Annotated in this window: 13 protein-coding genes; 4 read left to right on the forward strand and 9 right to left on the reverse strand. The window is 61.8% G+C overall.

The window, feature by feature from the left end; genetic code table 11:
• The first annotated feature begins 12 nt into the window (after nucleotides 1–12).
• Nucleotides 13–762 (forward strand): enoyl-CoA hydratase, encoded by a 750-nt coding sequence (locus AO356_RS17850; RefSeq protein WP_060740868.1) that lies wholly within the window; start codon nucleotides 13–15, stop codon nucleotides 760–762.
• Nucleotides 763–945: 183 nt separating this feature from the next.
• On the opposite strand, the gene pyk is transcribed toward AO356_RS17850, so the two are convergent.
• Nucleotides 946–2397 carry a pyruvate kinase gene (gene pyk / locus AO356_RS17855; protein ID WP_060740869.1) on the reverse strand — a complete coding sequence of 484 codons (1452 nt, stop codon included), beginning with the start codon at nucleotides 2395–2397 and terminating at the stop codon, nucleotides 946–948.
• A gap of 314 nt (nucleotides 2398–2711) precedes the next feature.
• On the opposite strand from pyk, the gene AO356_RS17860 reads away from it, so the two are divergent.
• The 3 genes from AO356_RS17860 to AO356_RS32605 all read left to right on the forward strand — a co-directional run bounded on the left by AO356_RS17860 (nucleotide 2712) and on the right by AO356_RS32605 (nucleotide 4418).
• Nucleotides 2712–3083: a tetratricopeptide repeat protein gene (locus tag AO356_RS17860; RefSeq protein WP_060740870.1), complete on the forward strand. Its 372-nt coding sequence runs from the start codon at nucleotides 2712–2714 to the stop codon at nucleotides 3081–3083.
• 284 nt (nucleotides 3084–3367) lie between these two features.
• Nucleotides 3368–3727 (forward strand): PilZ domain-containing protein, encoded by a 360-nt coding sequence (locus AO356_RS17865; RefSeq protein ID WP_060740871.1) that lies wholly within the window; start codon nucleotides 3368–3370, stop codon nucleotides 3725–3727.
• A gap of 313 nt (nucleotides 3728–4040) precedes the next feature.
• On the forward strand, nucleotides 4041–4418 hold the full coding sequence (locus AO356_RS32605) for a hypothetical protein (protein ID WP_146042680.1): 378 nt from the start codon (nucleotides 4041–4043) through the stop codon (nucleotides 4416–4418).
• 129 nt (nucleotides 4419–4547) lie between these two features.
• Here AO356_RS32605 and AO356_RS17870 read toward each other — a convergent pair whose 3' ends face one another.
• The 8 genes from AO356_RS17870 to AO356_RS17905 form a co-directional block, all read right to left on the reverse strand.
• Nucleotides 4548–4916, reverse strand: a complete 369-nt coding sequence (locus AO356_RS17870; RefSeq protein ID WP_060740872.1) for a DUF6124 family protein — start codon at nucleotides 4914–4916, stop codon at nucleotides 4548–4550.
• A 341-nt stretch (nucleotides 4917–5257) separates the two neighbouring features.
• Nucleotides 5258–6589, reverse strand: a complete 1332-nt coding sequence (locus tag AO356_RS17875) for a DUF58 domain-containing protein (protein WP_060740873.1) — start codon at nucleotides 6587–6589, stop codon at nucleotides 5258–5260.
• Nucleotides 6590–6764: 175 nt separating this feature from the next.
• Nucleotides 6765–7772: an AAA family ATPase gene (locus AO356_RS17880; RefSeq protein ID WP_060740874.1), complete on the reverse strand. Its 1008-nt coding sequence runs from the start codon at nucleotides 7770–7772 to the stop codon at nucleotides 6765–6767.
• A gap of 96 nt (nucleotides 7773–7868) precedes the next feature.
• Entirely contained in the window at nucleotides 7869–9056 is a 1188-nt protein-coding gene (locus tag AO356_RS17885; protein WP_081015377.1) for a Fic family protein, read from the reverse strand.
• 160 nt (nucleotides 9057–9216) lie between these two features.
• Nucleotides 9217–10380 (reverse strand): DUF4350 domain-containing protein, encoded by a 1164-nt coding sequence (locus AO356_RS17890; RefSeq protein ID WP_060740875.1) that lies wholly within the window; start codon nucleotides 10378–10380, stop codon nucleotides 9217–9219.
• Complete coding sequence (locus tag AO356_RS17895; protein ID WP_060740876.1) at nucleotides 10377–11918, reverse strand: DUF4129 domain-containing protein; 1542 nt, start codon at nucleotides 11916–11918, stop codon at nucleotides 10377–10379. Before AO356_RS17895 ends, AO356_RS17890 begins: the two co-directional genes overlap by 4 nt.
• Complete coding sequence (locus AO356_RS17900; RefSeq protein ID WP_060740877.1) at nucleotides 11905–12879, reverse strand: stage II sporulation protein M; 975 nt, start codon at nucleotides 12877–12879, stop codon at nucleotides 11905–11907. Before AO356_RS17900 ends, AO356_RS17895 begins: the two co-directional genes overlap by 14 nt.
• The gene (locus AO356_RS17905) at nucleotides 12876–13601 is read right to left on the reverse strand and encodes an RDD family protein (RefSeq protein ID WP_060740878.1); all 726 of its coding nucleotides are present in this window, start codon (nucleotides 13599–13601) and stop codon (nucleotides 12876–12878) included. The genes AO356_RS17900 and AO356_RS17905 overlap by 4 nt, the downstream gene beginning before the upstream one ends.
• Between the last annotated feature and the right edge of the window lie 299 nt (nucleotides 13602–13900).

The following is a 13900-nucleotide window of genomic DNA, read 5'->3' on the forward strand; positions in this document are numbered from 1 at the left end:
GCGAGACCGATCATGACCGAAACCCTGTTGCTCGACCGTCAACGCGGCCTGCTGACCGTGCGCTTGAACCGCCCGGACAAGAAAAATGCCCTGACCCGGGCCATGTACGGTCAATTGGCCCAAGCCCTGGCGATGGCGGACAGCGACCCGCAGATTCGCGCGGTGCTGCTCAGCGGTTCCAGTGACTGCTTCACTGCCGGCAACGACATCGTCGACTTCCTCGAACAGCCACCGAACGACCTCGATAACCCGGTATTCCAGTTCATGCTCAGCCTGCTCGATTGCCGCAAACCGGTGATTGCCGCCGTGGCCGGACCGGCGGTGGGCATCGGCACCACGTTGCTGCTGCATTGCGACCTGGTCTACGTCAGCCGAGACGCGCGGCTGCGCATGCCGTTCGTCAACTTGGGGCTGTGCCCGGAATTCGGTTCCAGCCTGATCCTGCCGCGGCTGCTGGGCCAGGCCAGGGCTGCGCAATTGTTGCTGTTGGGTGAGGGCTTCAGTGGCGAACAAGCGGTTGCGTGGGGCATTGCCACCGAGGCGCTGGACAGCGGTGAAGCGGCATTGGCCAAGGCGCGGGAGGTGGCGCTGCGTTTCGAATCGCTGCCGCCTGACGCGGTACGCATCAGCAAGCAACTGATGAGGGCGCCGGACCGGGAACTGTTGCGCAAGGTGATTGAAGAAGAGGGCAGGCTGTTCACCCAACGCCTGCGCTCGCCCGAGGCGGTTGCGGCGTTGATGGGGTTTATCAACAGGCATTGAATTCTGGAGCGCCTGGGCTGGCCCCATCGCGAGCAAGCTCGCTCCCACAGGGGGGGCATGAACACCCTGTGGGAGCGAGCTTGCTCGCGATGGGGCCAGCCCAGCCAGCACAGGCTTCAAGGCAAAAACCAAAAAGCCCCGCCATTCACATGGCGGGGCTTTTGTTTTTCAGCGCTCGGTCACTCAGACCATCGGGTCGCCAACATGCAGGATTTTCATCCCGTTGGTGCCGCCGATGGTGTGGTAGCTGTCGCCCTTGGTCAGGATGACCCAGTCACCGGTCTGCACGACGCCGCGCTTGACCAGCTCATCCACCGCCGCCTGGCTGACTTCGCCCGGTTGCAGGGCGGCCGGGTCGAACGGCACGGTGTAGACGCCACGGAACATGGCGGCGCGGGCCTGGGTTTCGCGGTGCGGGGAGAACGCGTAGATCGGCACCGAGGAGCGGATGCGCGACATGATCAGCGGCGTGTAGCCACTTTCGGTCAGGGCGATGATCGCCTTCACGCCCGGGAAGTGGTTGGCGGTGTACATCGTCGCCAGGGCGATGCTTTCGTCGCAGCGCTCGAAGGTCTTGCCGATGCGGTGGCTGGAGGTCTTGCTGGTCGGGTGCTTTTCAGCGCCGATGCAGATACGCGCCATGGCTTGCACCGCTTCGAGCGGGTAGAGGCCGGCGGCGCTTTCGGCCGAGAGCATCACGGCGTCGGTGTAGTCGAGCACGGCGTTGGCTACGTCGGACACTTCGGCGCGGGTCGGCATCGGGTTCTGGATCATCGACTCCATCATCTGGGTCGCGACGATCACGGCCTTGTTGTGGCGGCGTGCGTGCAGAATGATTTTTTTCTGGATGCCCACCAGCTCGGCGTCGCCGATTTCCACACCCAGGTCACCACGGGCCACCATCACGGCGTCGGACGCCTTGATCAGGCCATCGAGGGTTTCGTCGTCGGCCACGGCTTCGGCGCGTTCGATCTTGGCCACCAGCCAGGCAGTACCGCCGGCTTCGTCGCGCAGTTGACGGGCGTATTCCATATCCGCCGCGTCACGGGGGAAGGACACGGCGAGGTAGTCGACTTCCATTTCCGCGGCCAGCTTGATGTCGGCCTTGTCTTTTTCGGTCAAGGCCGGCGCCGTCAGGCCACCGCCGCGACGGTTGATGCCTTTGTGGTCCGACAGCGGGCCGCCGATGGTCACGATGCAGTTCAGTTCGGTGGCGGTGGCGGTTTCGACGCGCATCACCACACGGCCGTCGTCGAGCAGCAGCTCGTCGCCCACGCCGCAATCCTTGACCAGGTCCGGATAGTCGATGCCGACCACCTGCTGGTTGCCTTCGGTCAGCGGATGGCTGGTGGAGAAGGTGAATTTGTCACCAATCTTCAGCTCGATGCGCTTGTTGGCGAATTTGGCGATACGGATCTTCGGGCCTTGCAGGTCACCCAGCAGGGCGACGAAGCGGCCGTGCTTGGCGGCGAGGTCGCGCACCAGCTTGGCACGCGCCTTGTGTTCTTCGGGGGTGCCGTGGGAGAAATTCAGACGGGCAACGTCCAGGCCAGCCAGAATCAGCTGTTCGAGAACTTCCGGCGAATTACTGGCCGGGCCAAGGGTAGCGACGATTTTGGTGCGACGGACGGACATGCAAGACTCCTCAAGTTCAAGCGCCAGCGAAGGCTACTATGCTCTTTGGGTGTAGTCATTGTTCATATGCACTACTTTTTCGTTTGTTTTTCGAAATGAACATTCCTGAAAATTTTCACACCTTACTCCATTGCAATGCGAACCCATTCCGTAGGAGCTGCCGAGTGCAACGAGGCTGCGATCTTTCCCCAGACAATTGAATCTTGAGCGAAAACTCAGCACATCGGATCAAGATCAAAAGATCGCAGCCTTCGGCAGCTCCTACAGATTTTCCCAGCCAGGTCGATACAGGGCTCAAGACAGGAGAACCTCCCATGCGATTCGTGCTTTTTGTTGCCCTGGCCCTGAGCGTCACGGGCTGCACCCGTTGGTCGATGAACCACCACATGAACCTGGCCTACAAGGCCTATGACCGTGGCAATTGCGAGCAGGTCATGCTCGAGTTGTCCCAGGTCGACCGCGCCAGCCGTGCCCGCCGCTACATGCAGCCGGAAGTGTCGATGCTGCGCGGCCAGTGCCTGGAGCGGCAGAAGCTGTTTATCGATGCGGCGCAGACCTACCAGTTCATCATCACCCAATACCCTAACAGCGAATACGCGTTCCGCGCCCGCGCGCGTCTGGAAACCCTGCAGAGCCTGGGCCACTACCCGACCCGCAGCGCCTCGGCCATCCGTCCAGCTTCTTGACCCTTCCTCCTGTGGCCAGGCGCAATCCTGGCCACCCTCCCTCTGCCCGCCGTGTTTATTAAAATTAATACATGGGGCTGGTTGTCACCCCACCTTGGGCTATATTTGTACAAGTCGTAGTTAGAGCTAGATCTCTACTTTTAGAAGCACCTGAGACCGGCAGAAGTAGGCCCAAGGCGATTGGTAGCGTCTGGCACCGGGATTGGGGAGAGCGGGCTCGCTTGGGTTCGTTCCGAAGTGATCGGTAGGCCCGGTATGTGGCCGCTAAGAAAGCGATACAAAACATGTACAAGGAACGCCGAATCGAACGGCATCAGTTGCCGTATTTCCTCAAAGTGTTTAACGGTATCAACGACAGGCCTATCGGTTTTTTGGGCAATGTTTCTGAAAATGGGCTGATGCTGATCAGCCAGCTTCCGCTGATGGTCGGTGCGGATTTTGACCTGCACCTGAAAATCCCCGCGGATGAAGGGCCACAGCAAAACATCAAGTTGAAAGCCAGGTGCCTGTGGTGCCAGGAAGACGTGACGCCGATGCATTTCGACGCCGGCTTCAGCCTGACGTGGGCGCCGCCGGAGTACGGGCAACTGGTCAATGCGTTGCGGCAATATTTCAGTTTCTATCCGTTGCCGGAATCGGCTTGAGCGTTACGGGCTACCGACTTTGTAGGAGCGAGCTTGCTCGCGATGACGGCGGTACATCCAACATGGCTGCAAGCTGATCCACCGCTATCGCGAGCAAGCTCGCTCCCACAGGGCTTCCTGTTTCCTACAGATCATTCGGCCTTCAGCGCTGAACCTTCGCTTCGTTATCCAGCAGCGTCTACAGCAACATCCCCGCCCCCGCCGCTTGTCGACACTGTCAGGTCCTACAGGTGTGAACCGAGAGCCCTGCCGCTTACTGTAATCAAGAAATCTGTCAACCGGAACGCTCCTTTAAGCGTGGAGGTAATCAATCATGGGTAACACCGTCGTAATACGCGCAACCCACCCAGAATATGGTTGCTGGGCGGATCTCGAAGTGCAGTACAGCTGGTCTGCTAATGGCGATCGATTGTCTGTGGATACAAAACGGTACCGCGCATACAAGAATAATCGAAACTCCGGCAACCTTAAGGTGGGGCTCGCTTCGCTTCCACAAGGAAATACCGGATGGGACGAATTAACGGGTAGTGGCATACAAGATGGTGAGTGGCACGCCTTCGCAGAGACCCGTTCTGTGGCGGCGAATGGACGCTCCGGCACGATATATTTCAATTGGATATACGACAGGCCTAAGGAACATGATGTCAATATGACCGGTGAGGTCAATGTGAACTTCGTTCGCCCTACGTGAGAAAGGTCTGAGATAGTCGACAGCGCCTGTGGGGCGGGGTTGCTTCAATCAGCCTTGTGCCCGCTGATCCATCGCCTTCGCGAGCAAGCCCGCTCCCACAGGTCCGTTATCATTCTCTGGTTCTGTCAGTCAGCGCTGAACCTTCGCTTCGTTATCCAGCATCCGCTCTAGCAACAACACCCCCATCTCGCCCATCTGGTGAATCGCCAGGGCCAGGTTGCGCGGGGCGCCTTCCAGGTCTTCGGATAAATCCAGGATCAGCGTGCTCACCGAGCAGAAGGTTTCGTAGGTGTGGGCGAGCATGCCTTCGGGGTCGGCGTCGGGGGCGACGATGAAGTAGTCCAGGTGTTTGGCGGTTTTCTGGTCGGGCTGGCCGTTGTTGGGCTTGAGGTAGTAGTCCAGGGCTCTTTGAGCCGCTTCGTCGAGCTTTCCGGGGTCGAGGGTTTCGTGGGGGGGCTGCGAGCCGGTATGAGGTGGATTCGGAGTTGGTTTAATCATGATTCGTTATCCATTAATTGGGCTGCCACCTACTCGCGACTAAACGAGGGTGGCGGCTGGACGCAGGTTAGTCGACCGGGAGGATAACGAAAGAACCGGCGCGCCCGAGGGCGCCCTGCGCACAGCCACCATTAAGTACGGGGATAGGGGAACCCGATTGGATGACACTGATGCACTTCGTTATACCTCCCGGGCGACTAAACCCGATCGCTGGATATCAGCGACGCGAATCAAGTTACGGGGCAAGGCCAAGGTGCACAAGCCGGCGGATTCTGGCGGATCTGTAGTCCGTTGCGCAAGGCGCTGTAGTCAGCTGGAGCTTCGCAGGCTCGCTGTAGGACCTAGGCGGTCCCGGCCTTTTTCCAGGCCAGGTATTGGGTCACCAGCTCCGCCCCCAACTCACTAGGGCGTGAATCCAGGGTGGGTACGCCATGGGCGGCCAGCTGCTTATGCAGCTCGGCCCGGGCGTTCAAATAATCCACCGTCCCGCAATAAGCCAAGGCTTCAGGCAGGCTTTGCACCGGCGCCTGGCGCAAGCGGTCGAGGGCTTCTTCCCGCAGGCTGGCCACCAGCACCCGATGTTGTTGCCCCAGCCGTTTCACGGCGGCGAGCAGTTGCGCATCGTCTTCATCCCGCAGGTTGGTCACCAGCACCACCAGGGCCCGGCGTTTTTGCCGGGCCAGCAGTTCGGTGACGGCGGCCTGGTAGTCGGCGGGGCGTTGGCTGCTGTCGAGGTCGTACACGGTGTTGAGCAGGACGTTGAGCTGGCCGGTGCCTTTGACCGGGGCCAGGTAGCGGCTTTGTTCGCTGGCGAACGTGCTCAGGCCCACGGCATCGCCCTGGCGCAGGGCGGTGTAGCTGAGCAACAGGCACGCGTTGAGGGCGTGGTCGAAGTGCGCCAGCTCGCCGTCCTGGCTGCGCATGCGCCGGCCGCAGTCGAGCATGAAGATGATCTGCTGGTCGCGCTCGTCTTCGTATTCCCGGGCAATCGGTGTGCGGTGGCGGGCAGTGGCTTTCCAGTCGATCTGGCGCAGGCTGTCGCCTTCGCGAAACTCCCGCAGTTGATGGAATTCCTGCCCTTGGCCACGGCGTTGACGCTGGCGGATGCCGAGTTGGCTGAGCCAATTGTCCACCGCCAGCAGTTGACCGTCGTAGAGCCTGGCGAAGTCTGGGTAGACACGGGTGTGGTCGACGGCCTCCAGCAGGCGTTTGTCGGTCCACAGGCCCAGCGGGCTTGGCAGGTTGGTTTCGCACTGGACGAAGGTGAAGTGACCGCGTTTGAGCGGGCGCAGGCGGTAGCCGACCTGGCTGCGTTGGCCGGGTTGCAGCTCGACGGACAGGGGCAGGTTTTCGAAGTCCAGGCCGTCGGGTACATGATCGAAAAGCTGCACGTGCAGTGGTTGGACAAAGTCATGGCTGATGTCCAACCGCACGTCACCCCAGCGACCCAGGGCCAGGCTCCCGGGCATTTGCCGTTGCAGCCGGGGCGAGGGCAGGCGCCGGACGCGCACTGCGTCGAACAGTGCAAGGGCCAGCACGGCCAGCAGCAAACCCCAGTTGATCGACAGCAGCGTCGCTGGCACCGTCACGCCGAGTGCCCGCAGCGCACCCAGCACAATGCCGAGGGCCAGCAGCACCGCGAGCCAGATCAAGAGCAGGCGCGAGGGTTTCATGGGTGCATTCCCATTGGAGACATGCAGAGCGCGCTTTTGTGGCGAGGGGATTTATCCCCGCTGGGGCGCGCAGCGGCCCCTTGCAGTGTGTCAGACAAAACCAGGGGGCCGCTTCGCAGCCCAGCGGGGATAAATCCCCTCGCCACAATGAGTCTCTCCATCACGAAATGCGCATTCACAACCGCGGCGCCGGCACTTGATCGAGCAGTTGCCCCAGCACCTGGTCCACCGACAGCCCTTCGATGTCCAGTTCCGGCGCCAGCCGTACCCGATGGCGCAGTACGGCCAGGGCGCAGCCCTTGATGTCGTCCGGCACCACGAACTCGCCGCCGCGCAACAATGCCCGGGCCCGGGCGCAACGGACCAGCGCAATTGAAGCACGGGGCCCGGCGCCGAGGGTCAGGCCCGGCCAACTGCGGGTGGTGCGGGCCAGGCGCACGGCGTAGTCGAGCACCTGGTCGTCCATCGGCAGGTCGCTGGCGATGCGTTGCAACGCTTGCACGTCCTTGGCCTGCAGCACCATGCGCAGCGGTTGCACGTCAAGCATGTCGGCACGGGTCGAGCGGCTGACCTGGCGCACCATGTCCAGCTCCTGGTCGGCGTCCGGGTAGTCCATGCGCACCTTGAGCATGAAGCGGTCGAGCTCGGCTTCCGGCAGCGGGTAGGTGCCTTCCTGTTCGATGGGGTTCTGGGTGGCCAGCACCATGAACGGCTGGCTGATGGGCAGGGCGCGGCCTTCGAGGGTGACCTGGCGTTCCTGCATGGCTTCGAGCAGCGCGGCCTGGGTCTTGGCCGGTGCGCGGTTGATCTCGTCGGCCAGCAACAGGTTGGTGAACACCGGGCCCTTGCGCAGCTTGAACTGCTCGGTCTGCAAGTCATACACCGCGTGCCCGGTGACGTCGCTGGGCATCAGGTCGGGGGTGAACTGGATGCGCGCGAACTCGCCGTTGAAACAGCGAGCCAAGGCGCGCACCAGCAACGTCTTGCCCAGCCCGGGAACGCCTTCGAGCAGCACGTGGCCGCCGGCGATCAGCGCCGTGAGCACATCGTCGATCACGCTGGCCTGGCCGACCACCGCCTTGCGCAGCTCGGTGCGGATCGCCTGGGCCAACTGAATGGCGCGCTGGCGCTGTTGGGCGGCGTGGGCCTGGCTGTCGGTAGGTTCGTTCTGTTCAGTCGTCAATTCTTACGTTCTCCTAACGGTTAAATCCTGTTTCTCGTGATCTAACTCTTCCATCCTTCAGTGCTCGGGCAGTGACAACTGAGTCGCTGGCACACCTTAGCCCATTTGGAAATGCAGGTTTGGAAAGATCAACCCGGCGAAGCGTGCAGGCAAACCCGCTTCCACCGTTCGGGATCTGGGGGTGCTGCTGATCACGATCCCCACTTCGATCAAACGGCCCAGCTCTTCCGTTGCAAGCCGATCCTTCAAGCCTGTGAACACCTTGAACTCAGCTCGCGGCATCGCCCCTTGAGTGAGAAGCGCCAGCACGGCAGCAGCACTGGTGGGCCGGATGCCGGCACGGCGAAGGTCAGGATCCGTTGAGAACACATGTACGACCTGCTCGCGCAGCTTGGCCGGGTTCAGGGAGTTCGTCATGTACTCAATCTGGTCGTGGCAAACATCGAGCATGAACTCGATGAAGTTGAAGTAGTGACGCTGTGAAAGTTGGCCGCGCCCGTCATAGTCACCTTCACGAGGACGATCAGCCAAGGCCAGGAAGCGATAGTACTCATCTTGCCTGCGAGCCAGGCCGCGAGACAGTGACCAGAGGAAAGGTTTTAGCCCGAGGTGAACCAGTTGCAGGTGAGTGAGCATCCGAATCACTCGACCATTGCCGTCAAGGAAAGGGTGGACAAGCGCCACTCGATGATGGCCTGCCAGGGCAGCGATCAATTGCCGCCGCGGATCCTTGATTCGTCCGTAGTGCACTTGCAGATGCTCAAGCATGGGCAATACAGCAGCCGCCGCTGGGGCGACATGTGCGCCGACCTGAACTTGTTCATCCTCTTCGGCCCGCAGCCTGCCGGGTTCCATCATGCGCCCATCGCTCAGGGTCAGTTCCTGCGTGGAAGCATCCTTGAACAGTCGACGATGAATGGCCGCGATCAACTTGGGATCGAACATGGCAGAGAAATTATCCGTTGGCCGCATGCGAAGCAGCCGCTCCATCACCTCTTGCTGCGTCATGTGTTGCACGGCCAGCTCTTTGAGCTCTTTTCTTTCCCGTTTTGGTGTCGTGCGAGCAATCTGGAGGTCGGCGATCTCGGTTCGATGCCCTTCGATCAGGTTCGAGTAATAGGTATTGGTGATGCGCAACAGGCCCGCCAGTTGCCTGGATGTCTCATCGGCTAACCGTCCGGCAAGAAAGGCTGCGTTACGCGGTAACTGATCCGCGGCCTGAATGATCGAGTCGGGCAGATTTTCTGGCAGTACGGGGTCAAGGTACGTTTTCGAGGTGATCATCGTTTTGCTTCCGGCGAACACAAACGGCTATTTTTTGGGCAATTCCTGCGGAAATTTATGCGGAACATTAAACGGTCTATAACACCCGTTATTACTAGGTTTGGCGATACCGTACGATAGATGATCTGCGGTATTTTTGCGGATTTTCATGCGGAAAAATCTATAAGGCATTCCTGAGGGTTTGCAAATGGGCGACCTGGCGGCAGAACTCCGCGCGGGACATGCGCTGTTTCGGTCGTGGGCTCAAGGCCTGGCTGATGGCCCGCGTGGGTTGCCGGGTCAGGCGGGCGAGGACCTGCCATTGTTCGGCGACGGCCAGTTGTTCGAAGCCTGGGTGAAGATGGCGGGCCCGGCGCAGCACGTCTTGTTGCAAGGTGTGCAACAGGTGCTGCTGGCCGTTGTGGCGCAGGTGGAAACCGGCGCTGGCCTGTACGTGTTCTTCCAGCTGGCGCCGGGCCTGGGAGGTCGGTGGTTGCAGCGGGCCGTGGCGCACCGCCGAACGCCAGAACCACAGGGCAACCAAGGCCAGCAGTGCCACCAGCGCCTGGGGGAAGTAGCGCAGCAACAGGGTCAGCAAGGTGTCGTGGTCGGTGTTGAACAGCAGGGTGACGTCCGTGTCGGCGCTCAAATACCAGAGCAGCCAGGCGTTGTCGTACTGGTCGATGGCGTCGTTCTTCCACAGCTCGGCGTCGGTGATCACGGTGATCGAGCCGAGGCCGAGGTTCAATTGCATCATGTGGGTCGACAACGCGCTGTTGGCCCAGGCCTGGGCCAGGTTGTACGGGTCTTCGAGGTGGAAGTCGGTGTCGAAACCGGCATACGCTGGCGCTTCTTCGTCTTCAAGGTAGAGCTTGGTCAGTTCCGGGTAACGGTCCTTGATCAGTTCGGGCGCGGGCTCCTTGAGGTCTTCGCTCAGGAGTTGGCGCAGGCGCACGCGGTCGAGCAGCAGGTCGCCGCTGCTGCCGGTGCTCTTGTCCCACAAGGCTTCGGCCACAAAGACCAGGCGTCCGCCGGCCCGGGTCCAGTTCATCAACTGTTCGACTTCCCGTGGCGTCATGTGGGTGCGCTCGCCCAGCAACAGTAGGCTGTGCTGGCGTGGCTCCAGGGTGGGCAGCACCTCCAGGCTGTTGGCGTGCTCGACGTTGATCCCCCGCTGGCGCAGGAACAGTTCGGCGGCCAGGTAAGGGTTGGCCTGTACTTCTGGAGAGGGGCCGTGCTCGACGACCTCTTCATAGGGCACGGCCTGGGTGTAGAGATAGAAACCGAATGCGCACACCACGGCGGCCAGCACGGCGCCGATCAGCCACCCCGCGTGCCGGCTCATCGAGACGCTCCCGGCCCGAACAACCCGCGCCAGCCGTCACACAGTTCCTGTTGCAGGTGGAGCGGCGGCGGGCGATGCCCATAGGCAATGTTCTGCCAATGCAGGGTCAGGCTTTTGCTGAAGCCCAGCAGGTTGTCCTGCTCGAGCTGTTCGACGCGTTGCAGCACCTGGCCTTCGGTGTCGGACGGTTTCAAGGGGATCTTGAAGTCATGGTGCAATCGGCTGAGCAATGCCCGGTACAGCAGGCCCAAGGCTTCACGGGGTTGCGTGGCCCACAGCTGTTCGACGCTGGCGGCGACGTCGGTCGGCAGGCTTTCTTCACGAATATCCAGGCCGAACATGTGTGCCGGTGCCGCTCGTTCCACGGGCAGGCGTTGCGTCGGTCGCCGATTGACCAGGGCTTTGAGGCGTTCCCGGTAGTGCCAGGCCAGCCAGACGATCGCACCCACCAGGCAGGCCCACAGCGCGACCTGGATCAGCGCGGCGGCGATGTCGAAGCGTTGGCCGCCGAGCCATTTGAACAGGGCCTTGAGCCAGCTCGGTTTGGCCTCGGTCTCGTCGCTGGGTTCGGCGGTTTCTTCGCCGAAACGATAACGGGTGACGGTCTGCGGGTTCTTGAACGGCGGGGCGTCGAGGATCGCCTTGATGCCGTCCCGGGAGGCTTCGCTGGTGAGGGGCTGGTTGAGCAGCCGCGGGCTGTCGGGGGCGTTGGGCTCCTCGTCGGCCCACGCTGGGGGGGCCAGCGGCAGCATCACCAGGGCCAGCAGCAACAATGCCGGGGCCACGCCGCTCAGGCGCTGGCGCAGGCGCCGGAACACCAGTTCGATGTCCCACGCTTCGAGGATCGTGCGCCGGTTCAGGTAGAGGCTGAAGCCGCAGGCGACGTACACCGGCTCCCACAAGATCAGCAGCAGCGGGTAGAGGAAGTTGACCAGGTGTTCGAACCACAACCAGTTTTGGTCGGCCGCTGATACCAGCATTTCCCAGTCCCATTGCAGTTCGACTTGTTGCGGCACGAACAGATAGAACAGGGCCATCAGGCCGAACCACAGGGCGGTTTCCAGGTGCATGCCGATGATGGTCAACCATTGCGCCGCGCCGCGGTTGCGTTGCAGCAATACCCGTTTGCGTTGCTCCCGTGCTTCACCGGTTAGCCCTTCGAGTTGCACCACCGGCAGCAGGAAGCTGCGGCTCAGGCTCAGTCGGCGCCAGGTCAGGCTGGCCAGCAACTGGGGCTTGAGCAGCGCCGGCCATTGGCGCAAGGCCTGTTTCAAGGTGGGGGTTTCGCCAAACAGCGCCTTGGACAGGATGTACAGCGGCAGACGGTCAAAGGCCGGTTTCAACCACCAGAACAGCATCACCACCAGGGACGGTGAGTCCCACAGCAGCAAGGTCAGCAACAGGTACACCGGCAGCGTGATGATCGCCCAACTGGTCATCAGCAAGCGTCGATGCTGCTGGCTCATCAATACGCCAAGGTCCATGGCTTCCCAGGTGGTGCGCGGGCGGATGACGACGGTGGCATCACTCAGGCGCATGGCGGGCCCGTCCGGCAAGCGACAGATAGCTGATGACCAACAGCCACAACAAGGCGCCCACGGTGTATTTGGTGGCGGGCGTTACCGCGCTGGAAGACCAGTAGGCCTCGATGAACGCGGCGATGAGCAGGAATAGCATCACGCCGCCGATCATCAGCACGCTTTTACCCGCCGCAAGCCGCAAGGCCTCGCCACGGGTCAGGCGTCCCGGGGCGATCAACGCCCAGCCCAGTTGCAGGCCCGCGGCTCCGGCCAGGGCGATGGCGGTGAGTTCGAAAGCGCCGTGGCCGATCACGAACGACCAGAACGTGGTGCCCGAGCCGATCTGCGTCAGGTGCCCGGCCACCGCGCCTATGGTCAGGCCATTGAAAAACAGGAAGAACGCACTCCCCAGCCCAAACATCAAGCCACTGGCGAACGTCTGAAAGGCAATGCCGATGTTGTGCATGATGTAGTAACCGAACATGACCCAGTCTTCGCTGGCGGCCCGTTCGACCGAGCGCCCCAGGTGCCCGGAGGCCGGGTCATACATGCTGCGGATCTGGCTGATTTCGTCGGCGCCCAGCACGCTGTAGACCAGTTCCGGGAACAGATAGACCAGCAGCCCGATGCCGACCAGACTGCCCAGGAACATCAGGCTGGCGGCCAGCACGAAACGCCATTGTTCACGCACCAGTCGAGGGAAACCGACCAGGATAAAGGCCGAAAGGCTGGCCGATGGTCGGCTGCGATCCCGGTAGAGTTGCTGGTGACCGCGCAGCGCCAGTTGTTGCAGGGTGTCGACCAGCAAGCTGCTGTAGCCCCGGGCCTGGGCCAATGCCAGGTGATGGCAAAGCCGTCGGTAGGCGGCAGGGAAGTCACCGCTCTGGGGCACGTTGCGGCTGCGCTCCAATTGATCGAGTTGCTGGGCCAGGTGCTCCCATTCTCCTTGGTGGCGGCTTTCGAACAGGCTTTGCTTCATGTCGGCCCCAGCAGGCCGCGGGCGATGCCATTGAGCTCGGCGGTGGCGTTCGGCACCTGGACGTTCAGTGGCGTGGCCAGGATCGCGGCCAGTTCGTTGACCCGCGCCTGGGACAGTTCTGCCTGGCGTTCGGCGAAGCCCAGCACCGCGCGTTGCTCATGCAGGTTCAGGGTGAAAGGCGCGCGTATCGGCGGGGCCATGGGCAATGCGGGGCGTTTGACCGGTTGTTCGCGATAGACCACCAGCGTACCGGCCGCGAGATCGCCCAGGCGCTTGAACGCCGGATGCTGCAGGCAGCAGATGGCCCCGAAGGTGTAGCCGAAGGGCAGCATGTCGACGAAGCGCAGCAGGTTACGGATCAACGACGCCGACCAGCCGATGGGCCGGCCATCGTCCTGCACCACGCGCAGCCCCATGATCTGTTTGCCGGGAGAACGCCCCTGGTTGAGTACCTCGAACAGCACCATGTACCACCAACTGACGACAAACAGCAGGATGGACCCCAGGCCGAGCCCCAGCTCGCCGAAAAACGCCAGGACCAGGAAAAAAATACCCAGGACCAGGCCGCGTATGCCCAAGTCGATGGCGAAGGCGATTGCACGGGGCATCAGCCCCGCCGGGCGCAGTGGCAGGTCGATGCCCTCCGGCGTTTCCACCTGATAACGCGTGTCCAGGGGCGCGGGCAGCGTCGCGTTCCTTTGCAGTGCTGGTGTCTCGAGCATGGGCAACCTGAGTGGTGGGGCCGGTTCGAAGGGTCTATGGGCTGCGATGCTAGCAGCCTTTGTGTAGGCAAACGATATGGCCGTGCAGGTCATTTGATGGATCAGCCATGTTCATGGATTTGTGTGCTCACCCAAATCCCTGTGGGAGCCGAGCTTGCTCGCGATTACGGTGGGTCTGGTTGCATCGATGTTGAATGTGCCGCCGTCATCGCGAGCAAGCTCGGCTCCCACATAAGGTCTGTGGTGTACATGGATTTTGTGAAGAAATTCAAAAGTTACACCACCGCTGGCCCAGGGCA

This window comes from Pseudomonas fluorescens, from assembly GCF_001307275.1.
Classification (GTDB): Bacteria; Pseudomonadota; Gammaproteobacteria; order Pseudomonadales; family Pseudomonadaceae; genus Aquipseudomonas; species Aquipseudomonas fluorescens_AA.